Annotated in this window: 6 protein-coding genes; all 6 read left to right on the top strand. The window is 75.6% G+C overall.

The window, feature by feature from the left end; genetic code table 11:
* Positions 1-80: 80 nt before the first annotated feature.
* Genes ACF08B_RS24915 through ACF08B_RS24890 form a run of 6 tightly spaced genes read left to right on the top strand, consistent with a single transcriptional unit; the run spans position 81 to position 26,792 of the window.
* Entirely contained in the window at positions 81-335 is a 255-nt protein-coding gene (locus tag ACF08B_RS24915; RefSeq protein WP_392319448.1) for an acyl carrier protein, read from the top strand.
* Positions 332-1,960 carry an AMP-binding protein gene (locus ACF08B_RS24910; protein ID WP_392319447.1) on the top strand — a complete coding sequence of 543 codons (1,629 nt, stop codon included), beginning with the start codon at positions 332-334 and terminating at the stop codon, positions 1,958-1,960. Before ACF08B_RS24915 ends, ACF08B_RS24910 begins: the two co-directional genes overlap by 4 nt.
* Positions 1,957-23,958, top strand: a complete 22,002-nt coding sequence (locus ACF08B_RS24905) for an SDR family NAD(P)-dependent oxidoreductase (RefSeq protein ID WP_392319446.1) — start codon at positions 1,957-1,959, stop codon at positions 23,956-23,958. The genes ACF08B_RS24910 and ACF08B_RS24905 overlap by 4 nt, the downstream gene beginning before the upstream one ends.
* Positions 23,955-25,202: a hydroxymethylglutaryl-CoA synthase family protein gene (locus tag ACF08B_RS24900; protein WP_392319445.1), complete on the top strand. Its 1,248-nt coding sequence runs from the start codon at positions 23,955-23,957 to the stop codon at positions 25,200-25,202. The genes ACF08B_RS24905 and ACF08B_RS24900 overlap by 4 nt, the downstream gene beginning before the upstream one ends.
* A gap of 19 nt (positions 25,203-25,221) precedes the next feature.
* Positions 25,222-25,497, top strand: a complete 276-nt coding sequence (locus ACF08B_RS24895) for a phosphopantetheine-binding protein (RefSeq protein ID WP_392319444.1) — start codon at positions 25,222-25,224, stop codon at positions 25,495-25,497.
* Positions 25,494-26,792 (top strand): beta-ketoacyl synthase N-terminal-like domain-containing protein, encoded by a 1,299-nt coding sequence (locus ACF08B_RS24890; protein ID WP_392319443.1) that lies wholly within the window; start codon positions 25,494-25,496, stop codon positions 26,790-26,792. Before ACF08B_RS24895 ends, ACF08B_RS24890 begins: the two co-directional genes overlap by 4 nt.
* The last annotated feature ends 10 nt before the right edge of the window (positions 26,793-26,802 follow it).

Genomic DNA, 26,802 nt, shown 5'->3' with positions numbered 1-26,802 from the left:
GTCCGACGCGTGCACATCGACACGGCTCACCCGGCACCCCGGCACCAACCCCGGCGACGACGAGAAGGACGAGGCGCACCGTGGCGACGAACTGGGACGACACCTACGAGAAGCTGGTCAGGGCCGCGCTCACCGACTACCCCCCGACCGCCGCGCTGCGCGCCGACGTCCCGTTGCCCGCGCACGGCCTGGACTCCCTCGGCATGGTCGGCCTCTCCGCCCGGCTGGAGGACGCCTACGGCATCGAGTTCCCCGAAGGCGCCCTCGTGCCCGCCAGCTTCGCCACGGCCGGCGACCTCTGGCGGGTCGTCAGCGGCTGCCTGGCGGACCGGTGACGGCCGACGCGGCGGTCGTACGGCCGCACGGCGCGAGGATGCTCCACGACTGGTTCGCCGACGGCCTGTCCCGCAACCCGCACGGCCCGGCGCTGCGCATCCTCGACCGGAGCTGGACCTACACCGAGGTCGACGGCACGGCACGGGCGTGGGCCGCCGCCATCGCCACCCTGGGCGAACCCGGCGCCCCGGTCGCGGTCCTCGCCTCGAAGACACCCGAGGCGTACATCGGCCTGCTCGCCGCCCTGTACGCCGGAGCCCCGGCCGTACCGCTGAACCCGGAGAATCCGCCGGCCCGCAACGCCGCCGTCCTGCGCGCCGCGGGCTGCGGCGCCGTCGTCGCCGAGCCGGACGCCGCAGGCGCAGTGGCCCGACTGGTGGAGTCCGCGCCGGTGCACGCCGTACTGGCCCCGCGCACCGGCCGCCCGGCCCTGCCCGCCAAACTGCCCACCGCCGTCGGCGGCGCCCGGGTCCTCACGGCGGACGAACTGACGGAACCCGCCCCGGCGACCGGCCGGCACATCCCCGCGGGCACCCCGGACGACATCGCCTACATCCTGTTCACCTCCGGCTCGACGGGCACCCCGAAGGGCGTACCCGTCAGCCACGCGAACGTCTCCGCGTTCCTCGCCACGTCGCTGCCCCGCTACGGCGTCCGCCCGGACGACCGGTTCAGCCAGGTCCACGAGACCACCTTCGACCTGGCGATGTGCGACATCTTCCCCGCCTGGGCCGGCGGCGCCTGTGTGTGCGTGCTGTCCCGGCTCCAGGCGCTCGACCCGGCGCGCTGGGTCCCGCGCTACGGACTGACCGTCTGGCACAGCACCCCCAGCCTCGCGCGCGGCCTGCAACGCGCCGACCGCCTCGCCCCGGGCAGCCTCACCGGCCTGCGCCAGTCGGTGTTCGCCGGCGAGCCGCTCCTCGTGGACACCGCCCGGTACTGGCAGCGGGCCGCGCCCGGCGGTGTCCTCGACAACATCTACGGACCGACCGAACTGACCATCGCCTGCACCGCGTTCCGCTGGGACCCCGGCCAGGACCTGTCCGGCCCGCGGTACGGCGCCACCGTACCCATCGGCCACCCGAACGACGGCATGCAGGCCATGCTGCTGGCCCCCGACGGCCGGCCCGCCGAGGACACCGGCGAACTGGTCATGACCGGCCCGCAGATGTTCCGCGGCTATCTCGACCCGCGGCAGGACGAGGGCCGCTTCCTGCACCGCGACGGCCGCCGCTGGTACCGCACCGGCGACCAGGTGCGCGCCACCGGGCACGGCTGGGTCCACCTCGGCCGCAGGGACGCCCAGGTGAAGATCAACGGCTATCGCGTGGAGGTCGGCGAGGTGGAGGCCGCCCTGCGCGACACCTCGGGAGGCGACGCCGTCGCGTTCGCCCTGGACGCCCCCGGCGGCACCCGGCTCGTCGCCTACCTGCTCGGCGACACCGAGCCCGACACGGCCGCGCTCGCCGAGCGGCTGGCCGAACGCCTGCCGCCCTACATGCTGCCCCGCCACCTGTGGTGGCTGCCCGACGCACCAGTGAACGCCCACGGAAAGACGGACCGGTCGCGGCTGCGCGAGGACGCCGCCGGCCGGCTCGGACACGAGGGGGAGACCACGCCGTGAACGACCCGATCGAGTGTCACCTCTCGCTGCCACACGACGACTTCATCATGCGCAACCACCGCATCCACGGGGTGTCGGTGATGCCCGGCGCCACCTTCCTCGACATCGTGTACCGGATCCTGCGCGCCCAGCGGGTGGACACCGCACGCGCCGTGCTCCGGGACGTGCTCTTCGCCGAGCCGATCGCCACCGCTCCGGGTCGCGACCTCGCCGTGCGCGTCACGATCGGTGCCCCGGACACCACCGGCGCGCGCCGCGTCGAGGCGGCCGGTGCGGTCGTCGCACCGGGCGAGGACACGGCCACCGCGCCCCGGGGTGTCGACTGGCGCCCGCACTTCTCCGCCCGTCTGGAGTTCACCGACGAGCCGCCGCCCCCTCCGATCGACCCGCGCGCCCTGCTCACCCGCTCCGAGCGGACCCGGGACATGGCCGAGCTGTACCGGCAGGCACGCGCCGAGGACATCGAGCACGGCCCGCCCATGATGGGCTTCGGCGCCCTCCACCTCCTCGACACGGGCGGGCTGCTGGCCCGCCTCGAACTCGACCCCGGCTCCCGTGAGCAGGAGAGCGCCTTCCACCTCCATCCGGCGAAACTGGACGCCGCCACCCTGGTCGCCTTCGGCCACCGGCCGCCGCCCGGACCCGACCCGTTCATCCCCGTCTACATCGAGGAGTTCCGCGCCCCGCGCGCCGTGGCGGGGCCCTGCTGGGTGCACGTGCCCGCACCGGAGACGCTCGCCCCGTCCGGTGACGTCATGCACAACGACTGCCTGATCCACGACGAACAGGGCCGGTTCGTCGCCAAGTTCACCAAGCTCAGCTGCAAGCGGGTCCGGCACGCCGGACTCATCACCCGGCTCCTCGACACCCCCGCGGCGACCGCACCGGCGGCACCGTCGCAGGCGGCCACCGCGGCCACCGCGGCCACCGCGGCCGTCGCCCGGGCGGTCGCCGCGGCGGGCGACGGCACCGAGCGGCGGCTCGCCGGCCACCTCCGTACGCTCATCGGCCGGCTGCTGGGCCGCGCTCCCGAGGCCGTCGACCCGCACCGCGGCTTCTACGAACTCGGACTCGACTCGGTGGCCCTGCTCTCACTGAGCACGGAACTGGAGCAGGTCGTCGACGGCCGGCTCTACCCGACCCTGCTCTTCGAGCACACGGACGTCACCTCAGTCGCCCGGCACCTGGCCCAGCGGCACACGCTCACGCTGCCCGCCGACGCACCGGGAGCCGCGCCACCGGCCGCCCCCGCCGAAGCCCCGCGACCCGCGCCGCCGGCCACCCCGCCGACGGACCCCGCGGACGGCACGGACGACCCCACGCTGTTCGTCCACCGCCCCGTCTGGGTCCACCGACCCGTCCAGGCGGACCCGGCCCCGGACACGCCCGGCGACCTGCTCGTCGTCACCCCAGATCGGGCCCTGCCGGCCGCGCTGCGCCACCGCACCGGCCCCGCCCGCCGCACGGTCCACGCGCAGCCGGCCGACACCTACGAGCGGACCGGACCCGACTCCTGGCGGCTGCCCACCGGCAGCCGCGCCGACCTCGTCCGCCTGCTGGACGAGCTCGCCGCCGAGGGCACCTTTCCGACGGTGCTGGCCGTCTGCCCCGCCCCGGCCTCCGGCCCCGCCGCCGACACCACCGACGGCTACGACGTCGTCTGGGCCCTGGCCGCGGCGCTGGCGAGCAGGACGGCTGCCGGCACCCGCCGGCTCCGCTTCCTCCACAGCACCCACCACGAGGAAGCCGCACCCCAGCACACTGCGGTCGCCGCCCTGGCCCGGGGCATCACCGCGGAGAACCCCGCCCTGCACTGCCGGAGCACACTCGTCGTCGGCACCCCGGACGCCGACGACCTGGCGAGCATCCTCCTGGCGGAGGCGGCCGACCCCACCGAGGACAGCGAGACCCGGTACCGGCACGGCCCCGACGGCGAGCGCGACGTCCGCCGCCTCACCCCGCACACCCTCGACGGCGCCACGGCCCCCGCCCTGCCCCGGGGGGCCGTCTGCCTGATCACCGGCGGCACCGGAGGCATCGGCTCGCTGCTCGCCGAGCACCTGGCCTGCCGTCACGGCGCACGGCTCGTGCTGTGCGGGCGCCGGCCCCTCGACCCCGCGGTGTCGGACCTGCTCGACCGCTGCGCGGCGCTCGGCGGCGAGGCGCACCACGTCCGGGCCGACATCGCCCGCGAGGAGGGCGCCGAGGCCGCGGCGGCCCGCTGCCGTGAGCTGTTCGGCCGTATCGACGCGGTCTTCCACTGCGCCGGCCGCACGGACGACGCGCTGCACTTCCGCAAGGACCCCGCCGACACCCGTGCCGTCCTCGCCCCGAAGCTGGCCGGCACCCTGCACCTCGACCGCGCCACCGCCGCCGACGACCCATCGTTGTTCGTGCTGTTCTCCTCGCTGTCCGCCGTCCTGCCCAACACCGGCCAGTGCGCCTACGGTTACGCCAACGCCTACCTCGACGCGTTCGCCGAACGGCGCGCCGCGGACCCGGCCCGCACCGGCCGTACCCTCTCCCTGGCCTGGCCCTACTGGTCCGACGGAGGCATGCGCGCCGACACCGCCGCACTCGCCCGCGCGGCGACCGCCGGCCTGCGGCCCCTGCCCACCGCAGCCGCACTGCGCCTGCTGGACCGGTGCCTGGCCCAACCCGCCGGCCCCGCCCGGCTGGTGGCCGTACACGCCGACCCGCGAGCCCTGTCGGGCCACGACGGCGGCACCCCCGGCCCGCTCACCTCCGGGCTGTTCGCCCCACGGGACGAGCCCGTCCCCGCCGAACCCGCCGCCCCGCGCCGGGCCGCCACCACGACGGGGACCCGCGAGCGCCGGGCGGCCGAGCCCGTGGCCGTCGTCGGCGTCGCCGGACGCTACCCGCAGGCACCCGACCTGGAGACCTTCTGGGCCAACCTCGCCGCGGGCCGCGACTGCGTCACCGAAGTGCCGCCCGACCGCTGGGACCACGGCGCGATCTTCGACCCCGAGGTCGGCCGGCCCGGCCGTACCTACGGCCGCTGGGGCGGCTTCCTCGCCGGCATGGACCGTTTCGACCCGCTGTTCTTCGGCATCTCCCGGCGCGAGGCCGAACGCATGGACCCCCAGGAGCGGCTGTTCCTGACGATCGCCTGGCAGACCCTGGAGGACGCCGGACACCCGCCGCAGGCCCTCGCGGGCGAACAGGTCGGCGTCTTCGCCGGGGTGATGTGGAACCACTTCCAGTTCGTCGAGGACCCCGACGACGGGGCGGCCCCGGTCGCCCTCCACTCCTCGGTCGCCAACCGCGTCTCCTACGCCTTCGACCTGCGCGGACCCAGCCTCGCCGTCGACACCGCGTGCTCCTCCTCGCTGACCGCCGTGCAGCTCGCCGTGGAGAGCCTGCGCCGCGGCGAGAGCACGCTCGCCCTGGCCGGCGGCGTCAACCTCATGCCGCACCCCCAGAAGTACCTCCAACTGGCCCGCGGGCGCTGGCTGTCCCAGGACGGCAGGTGCCGCGCCTTCGGGGAGGGCGGCACCGGCTACGTGCCCGGCGAAGGCGTCGGGGCCGTCCTGCTCAAACCCCTGGACCGCGCGCTCGCCGACGGCGACCACATCCACGCCGTCATCCGGTCCGCCCACCTCAACCACAGCGGACGCACCAGCGGCTTCACCGTACCCAGCCCCGCCGCGCAGGCCGCGCTCGTCGCCGCCGCCGTCCGCGACGCCGGCGCCGACGTACGCGCCCTCGGCTACGTCGAGGCGCACGGCACCGGCACCGCCCTCGGCGACCCCATCGAACTGGAGGGCCTGCGCACGGCCCTGGCCGCCTTCGAGCCGGGCCCCGAGCATGTGGCGATCGGCTCGGTGAAGACCAACATCGGCCATCTGGAGAGCGCCGCCGGCATCGCCGGACTCACCAAGGTCCTGCTCCAGTTCCGCCACGGCGCGCTGGCTCCCTCCCTGCACGCCGGCACGCTCAACCCGCACCTCGACTTCGGCGACGGCCGGCTGGCCGTGCAGCGCACCGCCGCGCCCTGGCCCCGTCCGGCCGGCGCCCGCCGGCTCGCCGGCCTGAGCGCCTTCGGCGCGGGCGGCTCCAACGCCCACCTGGTGCTGGAGGAGCCGCCCGAACTCCCTGCCCGGCCCGCGCCTCGCGGACCGCGGCTGTTCGTGCTGTCCGCCAAGGACGACGAAGCCCTGCGCGAGCGCGCGTCCGCCCTGCTCGACTTCCTCGCTCCCGACGGCGAACGGGCCGCCGCCCGGCCCGCACCCCGCACCTCCGACGCCCTGGTACGGGCGCTGGCCGCCCGGCGCCTCGCCGTGCCGGAGACCTCGCTCGGCGGCGGTGAGACCTTCGAGGACCTCGGCCTCGACCCCGCCGCCCTCCTGACCCTGGCCCACGACCTCGCGGACCACATCGGGCCCGGCGCGCCGACGGCGGCGGACCTCGTGGCCGCCGTCCACCCGGGCGTCACGCTCGACGAGGCCGCCCGCGTCTGGACCGCCCTGGAGGCGCGGGCCGGCACCGAGGACGGGCTGCCGAGGACCGACGACCTCGCCCACACCCTGCGGGTGGGCCGTACCGCCATGCCCGTCCGGTTCGCGGCGGTCGCCGACGGCCTGGCGCCGCTCCGCGCGGCCCTGGAGCGCCTGGTGAAGGGGGCCGAACCCGGCCCCGGCGAGTACCGGGGAACCGTTCCGGCGGACACCGCGCGCACGGACGACCGGGCGCCCGTGCCGTCCCGGGCGCAGGACGCGTCCGCAGGACGGGGGGACGCACTGGAGGAACGGGCACGCCGGTGGGTCGCGGGGGAGACCGGGACCGACTGGACCGAGCCGGGCACGGACGACGCCGCTCCTCCCCGCCGGATCCCCCTTCCGGGGTACCCCTTCCGGGAGGAGCGGTGCTGGCCCGGCGGCTGGACGGGATCCACCGGCGAGCGCGACCGGGAGGCCGTACCCGGCACCGCCGATGCCACGGCGGCCATCGCCGATGCCACAGCCGCCACCGCCGATGCCACGGCCGCCGCACCCACCGGCACGGCGGCCGGCCCCTCCCACCCGCCCGCGGAAGCCGCCACCCCGCCCGCACGGACCCCGTCCGGCCGGGACGGCGGAGCCGAACTCGTCGTCCTGGACGGCGGGATCGGCCTGATCCGCATGGCTTCGCCCATGTTCACCGAGCGGCTGCTGCGGGAACTGCGGTCCGCCTTCGACACGGTGGCCGCGCGGACGGACGTCAAGACCGTGGTCGTCACCGGCTCGGACGGCGTGTTCAGCATGGGCGGCACCTCCGAGGCCCTGGCCACGCTCGCCGGCGGCGACGGCCGCTTCACCGACCAGCCGTTCGTGTACGAGGGACTCCTGCGATGCGACCGGCCCGTGGTCGCCGCGATCGAGGGCCACGCCTCCGGCGGCGGCCTGGCCTTCGGGCTGTACGCCGACGTCGTCCTCATGGCCGAGGAGAGCGTCTACAGCGCGAACTTCGTCACCTACGGCTTCACCCCGGGCATGGGCGCCACCTACGTCCTCGAACGCCGGTTCGGCTCCGCGCTGGCCGACGAGATGATGCTCACCGGCAGGTCCCTGACCGGGGCCGAACTGCGGCGTCACGGCGCCATGGTGATGGTCCTGCCGCGCCGCGAGGTCCTGCCGGCCGCGCTGGACCGCGCCCGCACGCTGGCGGCGCAGCCGCAGGGCGCCGTGCGCCGCCTCAAGCAGGAACTGGCCGGCCGGGTCCTCGCCCGGCTGGACGACGTGGTCGGGCGGGAGGTCCGGATGCACGAAGAGGTGCTCGGCACCGAGGCGCGCGACCGGGTCCGGGGCCACTTCGCCCGCGTGGCGGCGTTCCGGAACACCGCCGGCGGCGACGAGGAGCGGCCGCCGGCCGGTCCCGAGCCGATGGGCTCGCCCGAGACCGAGGCCCGGCCGAGCCCCCCGGCCGAAGCCGCGCCGACGGCTGAGGCGCCCCCGCCATCCGTCGCACACCGGGCGGACGACCGTACCGCCGCCGGGCCCGGGCCCGACCCGGAACCCCCTGGGCCCTCGGCGGCGGAGCTGCGGGCGGACGTCGTCGCCTCCCTGGCCCAGGTGCTCTACCTGCGCCCCGAGGAGATCGACGACGAGCGGACCTTCGCCGAGATGGGACTCGACTCGATCGGCGCCGTCGAGGTGGTCCGTGACCTCAACGAGCGCCACGGCGCGGGTCTGGAGGCGGTCGCGGTGTACGACCACCCGACGGTGCCCGCGATGACGGCCGCCCTGTCGGCCGCCCGGAGCAGCGCCACGGCCCTGCACCGCGCGGCCCTCGCCCCCGAGCCGTCCGCCGGACCCCGTCACCCCGAGCCCGAACGGGCCGAGGCCGAACGGGCCGAGGCCGACTCCGGCCGGGCGGCCGGGACGGATGCGGGGGACAGGGCACGGGAACCCGGCGGGTCCGGCACGGGAGGCACCCCGGCGAGGACCGGTGCTCAGCCCCACCCGCCGGCCCCTTCGCACCCGACCGTGCCGGGCGGCGCGGGCACGGCCCCGGCGGTGTCCGCCACGGCCCCCGGCATGGTGACCCTCCGTCCGGTGCCCCGCCGCGCACCGGCCGAGGCGACGGCCGCACAGGGCGACGACGAACCGGAGGGCGAGCCCGAACCCGCGCCGCCCCCCTCACCGCTCACGGCCCCGGCCGACCGGGACGGTCCCGTCGGCGCTGCGGACATCGCCGTCATCGGCATGTCCGGCCGCTTTCCCGGCGCCGACGATCTGGACGCCTTCTGGGAGAACCTGTCGGCCGGTCGCAGCGAGATCGCCGAGGTGCCGGCGGAACGCTGGGACACGGGCCGCTGGTATGACCCCGACCGGTCGACGACCGACCGCACCGACAGCAAATGGGCCGCCCTGCTGCGCGGCGCCGACGAGTTCGACCCGGCGTTCTTCCGGCTCTCGCCCCTGGAGGCGGAAGCCATGGAGCCGCAGCAGCGGCTCTTCCTCGAAGAGGCGTGGAAGGCGCTGGAGGACGCCGGGTACGGATCGGGCGCGACCGGCCGGGCCGACGAGCGCGGCAGCCGCGACTGCGGGGTGTTCGTGGGATGCGGGACCGGTGACTACGACGAAGTCCTCACGGCGGCCGGGCAGTCCGACACCAGCCACGCGTTCCTGGGCTCCGCCCCCTCCGTCCTGGCCGCGCGCATCGCGTACTTCCTCGACCTGACGGGTCCCACCCTGGCGGTCGACACGGCCTGCTCCTCCTCGCTGACGGCCGTCCACCTGGCCTGTGAGAGCCTGCGCCGAGGTGAGTGCGGCACGGCCCTCGCGGGCGGCGTGGCCCTGATGCTCACCCCCCGGGTGCACATCAGGTGCAGCAACGCCGGAATGCTGTCCCCGACCGGGACGAGCGCACCCTTCGACGCACGCGCCGACGGCATCGTGCTCGGCGAGGGCGTCGGCGTGGTCGTCCTCAAGCCGCTCGCGCGGGCCCTCGCGGACGGCGACCACATCCACGGCGTCATCAGGGCCACCGGCGTCAACGGCGACGGCAGGACCAACGGCATGACCGCGCCCAGCGCCGCCGCACAGACCGAACTGATCCGCCGGGTGCACCGCGCGGCCGGCGTCGCTCCCGAGGACATCGGGTACGTCGAGGCCCACGGCACGGGGACGCCGCTCGGCGACCCGATCGAGGTGAAGGCGCTCCAGGACGCCTTCCGCACCGCCGACGGCGGTCCCGCGGGCCGGACGGCGCTGGGCTCGGTGAAGGCCAACATCGGCCACACCACCATGGCCGCCGGTGTCGCCGGGCTGCTGAAGGTGCTGCTGGCGCTGCGGCACCGGCAACTGCCGCCCTCCGCGCACTACCGCGAGTCCAATCCCGAGATCGACTTCGGCCGGGGCCCCTTCCGGGTGCTCACCCGCACCGACGAGTGGCGGCCCGGCCGCGCGGGGGTGCGGGTGGCCGCGCTCAGCAGCTTCGGCTTCAGCGGCACCAACGCGCACGCCGTCGTCGCCGAGGCGCCGGCCCCGCGGCCGCGCCAGCACACCACCGGTGCCGCCCGGGCCCACCTCGTGCCGGTGTCCGCGCGGACCCCCGAGGCGCTGCGACAGGCCCTGCACCGGCTCGCCGACGCCCTCGACGCCACGCACGGCCCCGTCCCCGAACTCGCCGACGTCGCCTTCACACTGACCACCGGCCGCACCCATTTCCCGCTACGCGCCGCGTTCGTCGTACACGGCCGCGGCGAACTGGTCCGCGCGCTGCGCACGGCGGCCGAACGAGGCGAGGTCCCCCATGTCCACGTCGCCGCGGAGAGCGGTCCAGGCGAACGCCTGGGCCGACTCGCCGAGAGCTACGTACGCGGCGGGACCCTCGACCGGGTGGCCGGCTACCCGGCCGACAGCGCCCGCCGGGTGCCGCTGCCCACCTACCCGTTCGCCCGCGACCGGCACTGGGCGACCGAGATCGGGCACGTCGACGGCGTACGGCCCGCGCCGCCGGAGGGCGGGGCGGCGGCCGAGGAGGCCGGCACGTCACGGCAGACGCTGGATCCGCGGGACCGCGTGGTCGCCGACCACCGGTTGGCCGGCAAGGCGGTGCTTCCCGGTGTCGCGAGCCTGTCCCTCGCCGTTCGGGCCGCCGCACGGCACGGCGTCACCCGGCCCGTCCGGCTGTCGCAGATCCAGTGGCTGCGGCCGCTGGAGGTGACCGCCCGCCGCGAGGTCCGCGTGACGACCACGGACCGGCCGGGGGGCGCGGCGGGCTTCGAGGTCCTGACGGCCGACGGAGACCGACTGCCGTACGCCCGTGGCCGCTTCGAGACGCTGACCCGTGACGCGACGGTGACCGACCGCCTCGACCCCGACGTGGTGCGCCGGCGCTGCCCGTCCTGGCGCCCCGGGAAGGAGCTGTACGCGGACTTCGCGGCCGGGGGCCTCACCTACGGGCCGGCCTACCAGGCGCTGGAGGGAGTGTGGGCCGGTGACGGCGAGGCACTCGGCCTGCTGCGTGCCCCGGAGGCGGCGGTGGGCGACGACTCGTCCTGGCCGCTCGATCCGGCCGTCCTGGACGCGGCCCTGCAGACACTCACCGTCCTGACCGCCGGTGACGACGGCAACCCGCTGGTGCCCTTCGCGATGCGGGCGCTGGAGGTGTGGGCCCCGGTCCCCAGGACGGGGTACGCGCACGCCACACCGGACGGCTCCGGGTTCACCGTACGGGTGACGGACGCCGAGGGGCGGGTCTGTGTGTCCCTCGCAGGGGTGGCCCTGCGGCAGCTGCCGGGGCCCGGCGCCGGTGCCGCACCGGCTACGCGCGCGCAGGAGACACAGTCGTCCGCGCCGGAGTCCGCGTCGACGACCGCGTCCGCGTCCGCGTCGGCGGGCCAAGAGGTCATGGTTCCGCGGACGGTGGTGCACGTTCCGCACCTGGGGGACGCCCCTGCGGTCGTCCCGGAGCCGGCGGGAAGCCCGGCGGGCGGGGCGACCTGGGTGTTCCACACCGCCGGGGCCCGTTCCCTGGCCGACGCCCTGGCCGCGGCCCTCGACCGTGCCGGTCCCCCCACGCGGAACCCCGCGTCCGCCGTGACCACCGTCCCCCTGGAGACCGTCGGCGAACGGGAGTTCCCCGATTGCCTGGGCGCGCTGCCCGACACCGTGTACTGGCTCGCGTCGCACGACCCCGCGGAGCCCGTGCCCGCCGACGGTCCCGATCCGGCCACGCTCGGCCTGTTCCGGCTGCTGAAGGCGCTGCTCGCCCGTGGCGCGGGAAGCCGCGGCCTCACCCTCAAGGTGGTGCTGTCCGGAGCGGTGGCCACGGACGGGTCAGGCCCCGTCCAGCCGCACAGCGCGGGCCTGCTGGGCCTGACGCGGTCGGCCTCCGCCGAGTACCCCAAGTGGCGTGCCGGCTGCGTCGACCTGCCCCCGCAGGCGTCCTCGCCGGCCGAACTCGCCCGCCTGCTGATCGCCGAGCCCTGCACGCACCCCCTCGTCGTCGTGCGCGGCGGACGCCGTCTGGTCCGCGTGCTCGTACCGGCGCCGGCCGGCCGGCCCGACGGCGCGGAGGGTCCGTTCCGCGAGGGCGGCGCCTATCTCGTGGCCGGCGGCGCGGGCGGTATCGGCACGGTGCTCGCCCGCCACCTGGCCCGCACCCACCACGCGCGTCTCGTCGTGGTCGGCCGCCGCCCCCTCGACGACACCGGCCGCGCCCTGCTGGCGGAGCTGTCCGCACTCGGCGGGGAGGCCGTCTACCTGCGCGGCGACATCGCGGACCCCGCGGAGGCACGCCGCGTCGTCGCGGAGGCGCGTACCTGGGCGGGCGGGATCGACGGCGTCTTCCACAGCGCGCTCGTCCTGCGCGACCGGACGCTCGCCGCCATGGACGAGGACACGTTCCTCGAGGTGCTGGCACCCAAGACGGCCGGTCTCCGGGCGCTCGCCGACGCGCTCCGCGACGACCCGCCCGGCTTCCTGGTCTGCTTCTCCTCGGCGATCTCCTTCGCCGACGCACCGGGCCAGGCCAACTACGCGGCGGCCAGCACCTTCGAGGACGCCTACGCCGCCTATCTGCGCGACCACGCGTCCTTCCCCGTCACCGTGATCAACTGGGGCTTCTGGGGGAGTGTCGGCGCGGTCGCGAAACGGCACCACGTCGAACGGTTCGCCGCTCTCGGCATCGGCTCCCTCGAACCCGCCGAAGGCATCGCCGCACTGACGGACGTGCTCGGCGCCGGCCTCGGACAGGCCGTCGTCGTCAAGGGCACACCGAGGGGCCTGGCCCTGCTGGGGGCCGTCCCGGCAGGCTCCCTACCGGCGCCGGTCCCCGAGGACCGTGCCCGCCGGGCCGATGCCGTCCCGGACTCCCTCGAGGAAGCCCGCGACGCCTTCGCCGGCCTGGAGCGCGTCGCCGCCGGCCTGCTGCGGCGCAACGCGGCGTTCTCGACCGGAGTTTCGGGCACCTCGCAGCCCGGACGGTGGGCCGGCGGGCACGCCGAGGGCAGCGCGGGCCGTCGTCTGCTGGAGGCGGTGACGGACATCCTGCTCAGGACCGGGCCCGCCGCCGGCGGCCCGGACCCGGCCGAGGCCCTCGTCGCCCGTCATCCGGCGATGCGGCCGCACGTGACGCTGCTGGAGCGCTGTGTCGCGGCGCTGCCCGACGTCCTCGACGGCACCCGCCCGCCCACGGACGTCCTCTTCCCCGGCGGCTCCGTGGAACCGGTCGAAGCGGTCTACCGGGGCCAGCCGCTGTCCGACCACTACCACCGGCTCATGGCGGCGGAGACCGTGGCGGCGCTGCGCCGTCACCGGGCAGCGGCCACCGCCGGACATCCGCTGCGGATCCTCGAGATCGGCGCGGGCACGGGAGCGGGTACCGCCTTCGTCCTCGACGCGCTCGACGAGGCACTCGGCGAACCCGGCGCGGCCCGCGAGGAACCGCCGGTCTCCTACGACTACACGGACGTCTCGCCCGTCTTCCTCGCCCACGGCGAGCGGGAGTTCGGACCCGGACGCCCGTACCTGAACTGCCGCACGCTGGACATCGAACGGCCCCCCGCCGCCCAGGGTTTCCTCCCCCACGGCTACGACCTGGTCCTCGCGACCAACGTGCTGCACGCGACGGCGGACATCGGGCGGACCCTGCGGCACGTGCGCGAACTCGTGGCCCCCGGTGGCAGTCTGCTGATCAACGAGGTGACCCGGGCCTCCGACTTCCTCACGCTCACCTTCGGGCTGACGCCGGGCTGGTGGGCCTTCGAGGACGCGGAGCACCGGCTGCCGTACGCGCCGCTGCTGGGGCCCGCCCAGTGGCACCGGGAGCTGACGGCGTGCGGGTTCGGGCCCCTCAGGACGCTGGGCGTGCCCGGCACCCCGGCCGACGACCTCGAACAGTGTGTGTTCGTCGCCGACGTCTCCGGACAGGTCCCGGAGCGCGGCACGACGTCCGCGCCCGACGACGCGCGGGTCCGCGGCTATGTGCGCGGTGTCTTCGCCGAGGTGCTGAAGTTCGACCCGGATTCCCTGGCGGACGAGGTCACCTTCGAGAACTACGGCGTCGACTCGCTGGTCAGCCTGCGCATCATCGGCCGTTTCGAGGAGGACTTCGGGGAACTGCCCGCCACGCTGCTGTTCGAGAAGCTGACGATCGCCCAGCTGGCCGACCACTTCGCCACCGAACACGGCGCGGCCCTCGACGCGTTGCTGGCCGGCACCGCCCCGGCCGCGGAGGTGCGGCCGCGGCAGACAGGGACGGACAGGGACGCGGCCACGGACGTCGGCCCCCGGACCGTCCCCGCCGTCCCGGCCGCCCCGCCCACCGGGTCCGCCGCGTCCGACATCGCCGTCATCGGCGTGAGCGGCCGCTACCCGGGCGCGGACGACGTGGACGGGTTCTGGCGCAACCTGGCCGCCGGCACCGCCTCGTTCGGGGAGGTACCGGCCGAACGCTGGGACTGGCGGCCCACCTTCGACGCCCGGCGGGGCACCCCGCAGCGCTCGTACAGCCGCTGGGGCGCGTTCCTGGACGGCATCGACCTGTTCGACCCGGCGTTCTTCGGCATCCTCGGCCGGGACGCCGCCCACATCGATCCCCAGGAGCGGCTGTTCCTGGAGACGGCCTGGAACCTGCTGGAGGAGAACGGCCGGCTCGGTCCGGAGACCCATGAGGCGGACACCGGGGTCTTCGTGGGCGTCATGTACGGCACCTACGGTCAGCTCGCCGCCACCGGCTGGCCCCGGGGCAGGCTGTCCGGCGCGCACTCGGCCCACTGGTCGGTGGCCAACCGGGTGTCGTACTTCTTCGACTTCCACGGCCCGAGCATCGCCGTGGACAGCGCGTGCTCCTCCTCGCTGACCGCCGTCCACCTCGCCTGCGAGAGCCTGCGGCGCGGAGAGTGCCGCACCGCCGTCGCCGGAGGGGTGAACCTGATCCTGCACCCGGCGCACCACGTCTCCCTGAGCGCCCTCAACATGCTGTCGGCCGACGACAGGTGCAAGGTGTTCGACGCCGGGGCCGACGGTTTCGTGCCCGGTGAGGGCGTGGGCGCCGTCCTGCTCAAACCGCTGGACCGGGCCGTCGCGGACGGCGACCGGATCTGGGCGGTGATCAAGGGCGGCGCGATGAACGCGGGCGGCAAGACCGGTGGTTACACCGTGCCCAACCCCAACGCCCAGGCCGAACTGGTCCGTCGGGTCCTGGACAACTGCTCGGTGGCGCCCGGGACGGTGTCGTACGTCGAGTGCCACGGCACCGGCACCTCGCTGGGCGACCCGATCGAGATCGCCGCGCTCGGCAGGGCGCTCGGCGGATCGGACCGGCCGCGTCCCTGCGCGGTCGGGTCCGTGAAGTCCAACATCGGGCACCTGGAGGGCGCCGCGGGCATCGCCGGCCTGACCAAGCTGCTGCTCCAGCTGCGGCACCGGAAACTCGCCCCCTGCGTCAACCTCGACGACCTCAACCCGAAGATCGACTTCGCGGGATCGGCGCTGGAGCCGGTCCGTACGCTCACCGACTGGCCGGCCCCGCCGGACGGCGGCCCCCGCCGGGCCGGCGTCAGCTCCTTCGGCGCGGGCGGCGCCAACACCCACCTCGTCGTGGAGGAGTACCGCGAGCCCGACGACATCTCCCCGGCCGATCCCGGACCGCACCTGTTCCTGCTGTCGGCGCGCTCCGCCGAACGGCTCCGGGCCTACGCGGGCCGGGTGGCGGATCATCTCGGCTCACCGTCCGGCGCCGCGACGGCCCTCGCGTCACTCGCCCGGACCAGCCAGACCGGCCGCCGTCACTTCCCGGAGCGACTCGCGGTGGTCTGCGCCGACACGGCCCGGCTCGCCACCCTGCTGCGGTCCTACGCCGACACGGGCCGGGCGGAGGTTCCCGGCATCACCATCGGCCGGGCGGTTCCCGGCCCGGGCAGCGGGCGGCATGGCCCCGACTCCGCCCTGCTGCGCGACGCCCGCGCCACGGACGGCACCGCCGGTAGGGAGCCGGGGGCGGCCCTCGCCCGGCTCGGCGCGCGCTGGACGAGCGGGGACGACGTCGACTGGACCGCGCTCTGGGCGGGGCGCGCGGCACGCCGGGTGGCCTACCCGACGTACCCCTTCGACCGGACCCGGCACTGGCTGGACACGGGCATCACCGACCCCACCCTGGGCGCCCCCGGCCCGGCTGCGGAACTCCCGCACGACGGGATCGCGGAAGAGCCCCGCCCCGGGGCGCACGCCTCGTCCGGGAGCGCGAAGGGCGGGGACCCGCAGCCCGGCGGAACCACCGTGCACCGTCTGGCGCCCGTGCTCGAACCGCGGGCCGCGGACGTGCCCGGGACGGCGGACACACCCCGCCGCGTCCTGCTGCTCGGGCCCGAGTCCCCGGTGCGCCGCGCCGTGGCCGCGGAGTTCGCCCGCAGGGGCGCCGACTGCCTGACGACGCGCCCCGGCGACCACTGTGCGCTGGAGGAGGACTCCGTCGTCCTCCCGTCGCGCCCCGCCCCGGCCGACCTGCGCCGGCTCGCCGAAATCCTCGCCGAGCGGGACCGGTTGCCCGACGCCGTCGTCCTGGCCTGCCCGCCGGACGTCGGGCCGCCACGGCCGGGCACCCTCGGCGACGACCTGGACGCCGGACCGTACCCGCTGCTGTGGGCGGCCGCCGCCCTGCTCGCCCGGGACCGTCGGGTGCGGCTGCGCACCGCCGTCGCGCACGGGCCCGCCCGGCGGCAGCCGCAGTTCTCGGCGACCGGCGGCCTGCTGAAGTCCCTCGCGCTGGAGCACAGCGGCTGCGCCGGGGTACGGATCGCCTTCGACACGTACGACGAGGCGGCCCGGCCGGACGGCGGCCCGGCGGCGGCCCGGTTCGCGACCGTCCTCGCCGACGAACTCGCCCGGGTGACCACCGGCGTCACCGAACTCGTCGTCGACCGCGACGGCCTGTGTCACGTACGGCGTTTGACCGACCGGCCGGCCCCCCGGGCGACGCCGGACGCGCCCCTGCCGATCCGGCCGGGCGGCACCTACCTCGTCACCGGCGGCGCGGGTGCCCTGGGCCGGATCCTGGGCGGCTTCCTCGCCGACGAGACCCCCGTCAACCTCGTGCTCGCCGGGCGCACCCCGCTCGACGAGGACATCGAGCGGCGCACGGCGGAGCTGTGGCGCGGCGGGAGCACGGTCTGGTACCGGCAGACCGACCTCGCCTCCGCCGAGGACGTCACCGGGCTGCTGGCCGACATCCGCACCCGCTACGGCACGCTGAACGGCATCGTGCACGCGGCGGGCGTGCACCGGGACGCGCGCGCGGTGCTCAAGACCGCCGACGAGGCGGCCGAGGTGCTCGGTCCCAAGGTGACCGGCACGGTGCTGCTCGACCAGGCGACCCGGGACGAGGACCTGGACTTCTACGTCCTGTGCGCCTCGCTCGTGGGGGAGACCGGCAACCTGGGGCAGAGCGACTACGCCTACGCCAACGCCTTCCAGCTGGACTTCGCCGAGGCGCGGGAGCGGCTGCGGGACCTGGGCGAACGTTCGGGCCGCACCGTCGCCATCGGCTGGCCCCTGTGGGAGGACGGCGGCATGGACGTCGACGACGCCACCCGCCGGCTGTTCGCCCAGCTGTGGTCGATGGTCCCCCTGCGCACCGACACGGGTCTCGCTGTCTTCCGGACCGCACTGGCCGGATCGGAGCCGAGGCTCCTTCCGGTGGAGCGGCCGGCGACGGACGCGGCGGCGGAGGCCGAGAAGGGAACACACACGGAGACCGAACCCCTGGAAGCGGCGCGGCCGGCCCCGGACCCACGGGAGCCGGACGCCGACGACCGGACCGTGCCGGTACGACGGCAACTGCAACTGTTCGGCGCGGAGTTCCTGATGGTCGACCCGGACGAGGTCGACACCGGGGCCGAGTTGATGGACCTCGGTTTCGACTCGCTCTCGCTGAGCGAACTCATCGTACGGATCAACGACCGGTACGGTCTCGAACTGCTGCCGACCGTCCTGTTCGAGCACCCCACGCTGGGCGACGTGGCCTCGTACCTGAGCCGCGCGCACCCGGCCGCGGTACGCGCCGCACACGGACCGGCGACCGTGCGGGCGACGCCCGCGACCACCCCGGAACCCCGGCCCGCCGAGACTCCCGGCGGCTCCGCAACCCTCCAGGACGGCGCCGCCGCGCCGCAGCCCGCCGGGGACACCGCAGCCGCATCGCGGCACGTCGGGGACACCGCCGCCGTGGCGCCCGCCCCGCCGCCCCGGCCCGCGTTCGCCACCGCGGGCGCCGCCCGCCGCCGGGACGTCGCCGTCATCGGCATGGCGGGACGCCTGCCGGGGTCGCCGGACCTCGACGCGTTCTGGCGGCACCTGGCCGCCGGCGACGACCTCGTCGGACCCGTGCCGCCGGACCGCACCGAGCTGCTGGCCGACCCCGCGACCGCGGGGCTCCGCGGCGGATTCCTCGCGGACGTGGCCGACTTCGACGCGGCCTTCTTCCGTATCTCCCCGACCGAGGCACGCCTCATGGACCCGCAGCACCGGCTCTTCCTGGAGACGGTCTGGCGCGCCTTCGAGGACGCCGGATACCGCCCGGAGGACCGGGCGGGCACCTCGACGGGAGTGTTCGTGGGCGTCGCCACCTCGGACTACGGCGAGCTGATCGCCCGTTCCGGCGCCCCGACCGAGGCCCACATGGCCACCGGGGTGGCGCGGTCGCTGGTCGCCAACCGGATCTCCCACCTGCTCGACCTGCGGGGCCCGAGCGAGACCGTCGACACGGCCTGCTCCAGTTCGCTGGTCGCCCTGCACCGGGCGGTCGGCGCCGTGGCCTCCGGCGAGTGCGACGAGGCCGTCGCGGGCGGTGTCAGCCTCGCCCTGAGCCCCGGCCTCTTCCGGGTCTTCGACCAGTCCGGGATGCTCAGCCCCGCCGGACGCTGCCGCACCTTCGACAAGGACGCCGACGGATACGTGCGGGGCGAGGGCGTCGGCGCGGTCCTGCTCAAGCCGCTCGACCGGGCCGAGACCGACGGCGACCGCGTGCTGGCCGTCGTCCGCGGCAGCGCCGTCAACCACTGTGGCCGATCGCCCTCCCTGACCGCGCCCAATCCGCGCGCCCAGGCCGACGTCGTCGTCCGCGCCCACCGGGCCGCGGGCATCGCCCCCGCCACCGTCACCTACGTCGAGACGCACGGCACCGGGACCCGGCTCGGCGACCCGATCGAGGCCGAGGGCCTGAAGGACGCCTTCGGCCGCCTGTACGCCGAAGCGGGCGAACCCGTGCCGAGCGAACCGCACATCACGCTCGGATCGGTGAAGACGAACATCGGGCACCTGGAGGCCGCGGCGGGGATCGCCGGCCTGCTCAAGGTGCTGCTGTGCATGACCCACCGCACCCTGCCCGCCCACCTGCACCTGCGGGAGCCGAACCCCTTCCTGAAACTGGACGGCACGCCGTTCCGCATCGGCACCGCGACCGCTCCCTGGGAGGGGGCGAAGGACGAGCACGGACGCATCTCGTGGCGGGCCGGGGTGAGTTCGTTCGGGTTCGGCGGCACCAACGCCCATGTGGTGCTGGAGGCCTGGACACCGCCCGACGACGCCCACCGGCCGGACGAGCACACCCGGTCACGGCCGCGGGCCGTGTTCCGGCCGCGCCGCCACTGGTTCGGCGACCCGCCCGGCACCGGCACCCGGCAAGCGAGGACGGAGAACCCCTTGTCGCACGTCCCCCCGGCATCCACCACCGAATCCACCACCGCACCCGCCACCGCGCCGGCACCGGAAGCCGGCACGGCACCGCCACCCGCCCCCGCGCCTCGTCCCAGGATCAGGCTCCAGCCCCTGACCACGGCTCCCGTGCCGGCCCCGTCCCCGCAACAGGCCGTACCCGCCCGGGCGGACACCCCGGCACCCGAACCGGCCGACCGCGGTTCCGCCGACGGGCGAGGCTCCACCGCCGCCGTTCCCGCCGCACCGGCCGCCGACGGACCGACGACCGCCCCGCGCGACGGGGACGCGCCCCCGGTGCCGGAACGAGCGGCCCGGCACCTCCCGGACACCGAGGTGCGCGGCACCGTACGCGGTCTCGTCGCCGACGTCCTCGGCCTCTGCGCCGACGACCTCGCGGACGACACGCCGTTCGGCGACCTCGGTCTGGACTCCATCTTCCGCATGGACGTGGCACGCGCCCTGAACGACCTGCACGGCCTGGACCTCCAGGGAGCCGACCTCTACGAGCACGACACCATCGCCGCGCTGGCCGCGCACGTCCGGGCGTCCGCGGCGGCCGCCGCCCCCCGCCCGGCGCCGCGCGAGATCCCGCCCTCGCCGGCACCGGCGGCCGTACCGAGTGCGGCCGGCGCGGGCGGCGACGACACACCCGCGTCCCCGCCGCACGGCACGCAGGCACCCGCCGGCCGCGAGGACGCCGTAAAAGCCCTGCGGGGACTGCTCGAAGGCGTCCTCGGGCGCCCCTTCGACCCGGCGGTCACCTTCGAGGCGAACGGCTTCACCTCCTTCGACATGCTCCGCAGCGTCAGCGCCCTGGAGTCCGGGCTCGGCGCCCTGCCCAAGGCCCTGCTGTTCGACCGGCCCACACTGGAGTCACTGGCCGGCTCCCTGTGCGAGACACACGGAGAGGCGGCCGTGGCCCGTGTCCGGCCGCCCGCCCCGCAGCCCGGTCCCGCCGCCGGCCCCGTCCCGGCCGTCGGCACCGCCGCCGAACCCGGCACCGCGGCGCGGGCCCGGATACTGACGCGCACCGAAGCCGCGGCGGACCCCGAACTCGCCCCGGTGCTCCGGGAACTGGAGGAGCGGCACGGGAAGGAGAGCGGGCTCGGCGGCCGTGACATCGCACCCCACCTCTTCGTCGGTGCCGAACGCCGGGGCTTCTTCGCGCTCTCGCGGCAGGGCGGCGCCATGCTGGTGTGGAACTACACCGGCCCCGAGGAGCACTTCGCGGAACTGGCCGGGGAGTACTTCCGCCACGCCCGGCAGCACGGCCTCCGCCCCAACCTGCTGTCACTGGTACGGCTGGAGGAGGTGGACGGCGCGCCCGTGACCGCCACCCCCTTCGGCGCGTTGCAGCGCATCGAGGACCTCGGCTCGTTCAAGCTCTCCGGCGGCCGCATGAGCCGGCTGCGCTACATGGTCAAGCGGTTCGAGAAGGCCGGTGCCTGCCGTACGGACGAGTACCGCAGCGGCGACGATCCGGCCGTGGACGCCGAGCTGGCCCGCCTCGTGGACGGCTGGGCGGCCACCAAGCAGATGGTCAACCCGTACGTACGGCGCGTGCGCGACGAACTGGCGGGCGGCCGGCTCGACCAGCGGCACCGGGTCTTCCTGACGTACCTGGACGACGCCCTGGTGAACGCGGTCGTGATCACCCGGATCCCGTCCGAGAACGGTCATCTGCTCGACGTCGAGTTCTACCCCGACGCCATGCCGCTGGGCGGGCTGGAGTTCGCCCTCGTGCGGATCCTGGAGCGACTGCGCGGCGAGGGCCGCGAGGTGTTCAGCTTCGGTGCCAGCTTCGGCGGTGAGATGGGCACGTCGCCCAACGCCTCCGAGCGGGCCGTGCGCGCACTGGCCGAGCTCCGTGACGCCGGGATCTTCGGCGGCGGGAACTACCAGTTCAAGAACAAGTTCCGCCCGGAGAACCGGACGTTGTACCTGGTGCAGCCCGAGGGCGAGGACGCCACCGAGGTCAGTGACGTCATCCTGCTGATCGCCGACCCCGCGACACCCGCCGCGGACACGACGCCGGCCACCGTCACCGCCGATGCCGGCGGCCGGCCCCGTGGCGACGCGTGCCGGCAGGATCCCGGCGCCGACAGCGAGCCCGTGTCCCGCGCCCACGAGCCGGACTCCGCCCCCGACCGCGGCCCCCGGCTGGCCCGGCTCGCCGCCCACGGTCACAACCCCGTCCGGATCCCGCACGTCGAGGTGGAACTCGACCTCGTCACGGACTCGTGGGCGGACCGCGCCGACCCCTGGCAGCGGGAACGGACGCGGGCACTCGCCGCACTCGCCGACGAGGCCCGGCTCACGGGGGAGCAGCCGCCGGAGCTGCCCTGGCTGCCGTTCGCCCACCGCTTCTTCGCCGCGTCGGGCCGTGCCGCCGAGGAACGGCTGTGCCGTGCCTGGCCCGGGCCCCGCGGCCGGGTCCTGCACAACTCGGCGTTCCCCACCTGGCTGGCCACGCTGGTGGAGCAGGGCTTCGACCCGTCCGTGGCACTGCCCGTCGCCGGTGAGGGGCCCTACGCGGCCGACCTCGACCTGGACGCGCTGGACAAGGCGCTCGACCGGTACGCGGGCGACGTGTCCTTCGTCCTGGTGGAGACCGCGACGAACGCCCACGGCGGCGCCCCGCTGTCCCTGGACAACCTGCGCGCGGTCGCACACCGGACGCGTGCCCGGGGCGTGCCGCTGGTCCTCGACGCCACCCGGCTGCTCGACAACGCGCTGCTGGTGGCGGCGGACTCCGGACGGCCGGCCCAGGACCTGTGGCAGGTCGCCGAGGACATGCTGGGCCTCGCCCAGGCCGTGACGTTCAGTCTGTCGAAGGACTTCGGCGTCGACGGCGGCGGACTCGTCGCCACCACCGACGAGCGCCTCGCCGAGCGGCTCACGGAACGGATGCTGGAGCGCGGCCGGGAACCCGGACTGTCCGCGCGCCGGTTGCTGTCCGCCGCCCTGCTGGACCAGGAGTCCACGGAACGTCTCGTGACCCGCAGGGTGGCCGACGTGGCCGCGTTCCGCCAGCGCCTGGAACTGGGCGGGGTGCCGCTGGTGCCCGGGCCCACCGCCCACTGCGTGCTGCTCGACGTGGACAAGGCCGCGCCCGGCACCGCACTGCGACACCCCGTGGCCTCCTACCTGTCCTGGATCTACGCGGCCACCGGGGTGCGCGGAGGCCCGCACCTCGCCCCGGGTCTCCGGCTCACCGACGGATCGGAACCGCCGCAGCGGCACCTGATCCGGCTCGCCGTGCCCCTGGGCATCGAGCGCAAGGAGCTGGAGGGCGCCGCCGACCGGCTCGCGGAACTCGTCGCCGACCCGGCACCCGTGTGGGACCTCACCGAGGTCCCCGGCGCGGCCGGCCCCTCGGCACTCCGCGCCTACCATCCGACGGACGCCCTGCCCGCGGACATCCGCCGGGCGCTGGAGGAGGAGCCCGGCTCCCCGCCCCCGGCGTCCGAGAACCACACCGTCCTGCGCGAACGCGCCCCCGGGACACGGCGACACCTGCTGCCGATGGGCGGCGGCGCGGTCGAGGTCTTCGCCTGCGGCACCGGTCCGACCGTGCTGCTGCTGCCTCCGTTCAACATGGGGGCCGGCGTCTTCGCCGACCAGGTGGCGGGCCTGTGCGACCGGTACCGCGTGCTCGTCGTGCACCATCCCGGCGTCGGCGCCACCACCGGCGCGGACGACATCTCCCTGCCCGGCATCGCCGACCTGTACGGCGGCGTACTGGACCGCCTCGGGCTGAGCCGTCCCGTGCACGTGGTCGGTACCTCCTTCGGCGGACTCCTCGCCCAGAGCTTCGTCCTCGCCCACCCGGAGCGGGCCGCGTCCCTGGCGCTCGTGTGCAGCTCGTACAAGTACGCCAACCGCGCCGGCGAGGTGAACCGCCTGGAAGACCTCGTCGCCGAGGACCTCGACCGGGTCGTCGCGGCCGGTGCGGTGGACGTCGGCCGGCGGCGCGCGGAGTTCACGGCCCGGCTGCTGCGGTGCGAGAGCATGGCCCCGCACATCGGCCTGCGCTACCTGGACGTGTTCGCACAGCAGCCCGATCTGCTGGGCCGGCTCGGTGACATCGCCGTACCCACCCTCGTGGTGGCCGGCGCGGTCGACGCGGTCGTCCCGCGCAAGACCTCGCACCTCATGCACGGCGCGATCCCCGACGCGCGGTACCACGAACTGCCGCGGGCCGGGCACTTCCCGACCGTGACCGATCCCGACGGGGTGACCACCGCCCTGCTCGCGTTCCTCACGTCCCTCGACGCCTCCGGCACCTGCGCGCAGGACTCCGCCGCGCCGGCCACCGCGGGGGAGGAACGATGAGCGGCACGGGCGCAAGGTACGGCATCGAGGCCCTCGACGTGTACGCCGGCAGCGCGGCCATCAGCGCCCGGGCGGTCTTCGACGGACGCGGCCTCGACGCGCGCCGCTTCGACAACGTCGCCTCCGACCGCCGGTCCGTGGCACTGCCCTTCGAGGACCCCGTCACCCACGCCGTCAACGCGGCCCGGCCGCTGCTCGAACGGCTCGACCCGGCCGACCGCGACCGGATCGAACTGCTCGTCACCACCACCGAGTCCGGACTCGACCACAGCAAGTCCGTCGCCTCGTACGTGCACGAGCACCTGGGCCTGCCGCCCACGTGCCGGCTGCTGGAGATGAAGCAGGCCTGCTACGCCGCGACGGCGGCGCTCCAGCTGGCCGTCGGCTACCTGGCCGCGGGGCTCTCGCCCGGGGCCAAGGTGCTCATCGTCTCCACCGACATGTCCCTCGCCGACGCCCGCGCCCAGTACGCCGAACCGGTCACCGGAACCGGCGCGGTGGCCCTGCTCGTCGGTGACCGCCCCCGCGTCCTCGCCGCCGACCTGGGCGCGTTCGGTGTGCACAGCTTCGAGACCCTGGACTCCGCCCGGCCCCGGCCCGACCTCGACATCGCCGACGCCGACCGGTCGCTGATGGCCTATCTGGAGTGCTTCTCACGCAGTTTCGCCGACTACCGGTCCCGGGTGGAGGGCGCCGACTTCGCCACGACGTTCGACCTCCTCGCCCTGCACACCCCGTTCTCCGGCATGGTCAGGGCGGCGCACCGGCGCCTCATGCGCGAGCTGTACCGCAGCCCGGCCGGCGCCGTCACCGAGGACTTCGAACGCCGGGTCGCCCCGTCGCTGATCCACCCCGGCCAGACCGGCAACCTGTTCTCCGGCTCCCTCTACCTCGCCCTGGCCAGCCTGCTCGACCATGCCCCGATCGACGGGCCCGCCCGCGTCGGGCTCTTCTCCTACGGCTCCGGCTGCTCCTCGGAGTTCTTCAGCGGTGTCGCCGGACCGGAGTCGGCCGCGGCCGTCGCCGAGGCACGCATCGGACCGCGGCTGCGGGCCCGCGCCGACCTCGACTTCGAGGAGTACTCGGCGCTGCTCCCGGAGAACACCGCCTGCCTGCGGCCGGAACCCCACCGCGACATCGACCCCGGCCGGTACGACGCCCTGCTGCGACGGGCCGTCGACCGCCCCGAGCTGCTCGCCCTCACCGGCGTACGCGACTACCACCGCCGCTACGCATGGATCTGACGAACCGGAGGTACCACCAGTGAACGGATCAGCCGCGAGCGTCCCCGGTCCGGACGGCGACGAGGAGCGTGTGCTGGCGGTGCTGCGCCGCACCACCCTGGAGATCGTGCCGGAGGTGGACCCCACCCAGTTCACCCCCGACCGCACCCTGTCCGACCTGGGGTGCAACAGCATCGACCGCGCGGACATCGTCACCCTGGCCATGGAGGAACTCGGCATCGTGGTGCCCGTGCACGAGTTCCACCAGGGCCTCGACATCGGCACGCTGGCCGCCGTCATGCGGAAGCGACTGTGAGCGGACCGGCGGGGGCCGGCGCCGTGGTGGTGACCGGACTCGGCGTCCTCGGCGCCATCGCGTCCGATCCCGGGGACCTCGCCGTCGCGTTGCGGACCGGCCGCGGAGCGCTCGCCGCGCCGCGGCCCCCCGAGGACGCCGGTGAACCCGGCGTGGCCTGGCCCGCGTTTACGGCCGAACTGGCGGCCGAGGACATCCCCGACAAGGCGCTGGAGGCGGTGCCCGACCTGCCGCCGGACCTGCGGACGCTCGCCCGCCGCACCGCGCTGCGCTCCCCGGTCGCCGTACGCGCGGCGGTCGTCGCCGCCCTCCAGGCGTGGCGGCACGCCGGGCTGCACCGCACGGCACCCCCGCCCGAGCGCGTGGGAATCGTCGTGGCGGGCAACAACCTCACGGAGCGGGTCACCGAGGACGGCCGGCTCCGCGCACGGCGCAGCGCGGCCTATCTGCCCGCCCGGTACGCCCTGCACCAGCAGGACACCGACCACGTCGGCACGCTCAGCCGCGTCCTCGGCATCCGCGGCGAGGGATGCACCGTCGGCGGGGCCTCGGCGAGCGGCAATCTCGCCCTGGCCCACGGCTCCCGCATGCTGGCGGCGGGGGCAGCGGACGTCTGTGTGGTCGTGGGCGCGATGACCCGGCTGTCCACGCTCCAGACGCGCGGGTACCTCGCCCTGGGAGCCATGGCTCCGGCGGAGGGTTCGCCCACCCGAGCTCCCGCGCCGTTCGACACCGGCCGGCGCGGCTTCCACCCCGGACAGGCGGCGGCCTGCATGGTCCTGGAGTCCGCGCGGTCCGCCCACGGACGGGGGGCGACGGTGCTGGCCCGGCTCGCGGGGTGCGCCGTCGTCCTCGACGGCAACCACCTGGCCGACCCCTCGGTGGACGGCGAGGTCCGGGCCATGCGGGGCGCGCTGGCCCAGGCGGGGGTCGGCGCCGGCGACATCGGCTGGGTCAGCGCCCACGGCACGGGCTCGCCCCTGGGGGACCGGACGGAGGCCGAGGCCCTGCGCGAGGTGTTCGGGGCGGGCGACGAGGGACCGTGGATCAACGCGACGAAGGCCCTGTCCGGTCACTGCCTCGGCGCGGCCGGCGTCGTGGAGGCCGTCGCCGCGGTGGTGCAGCTGGGGGCCGGGTTCGTCCACCCCGATCCCGGCCTGCTGGATCCCGTCGACCCCGGGCTGCGGTTCGTGCGCGAGGAGGCCCGGCCGGTGGGCGACGGGTTCGTGCTGTCGAACGGGTTCGGCTTCGGCGGCATCAACTCCGCCGTCGTTCTCGCCCACCCGGAGGCGTGAAACGAGCGAT

Source organism: Streptomyces sp. NPDC015139, from assembly GCF_043079785.1.
In the GTDB taxonomy this organism is placed as follows: domain Bacteria; phylum Actinomycetota; class Actinomycetes; order Streptomycetales; family Streptomycetaceae; genus Streptomyces; species Streptomyces albidocamelliae.
This window is presented reverse-complemented; position numbering and strand designations above follow the sequence as displayed.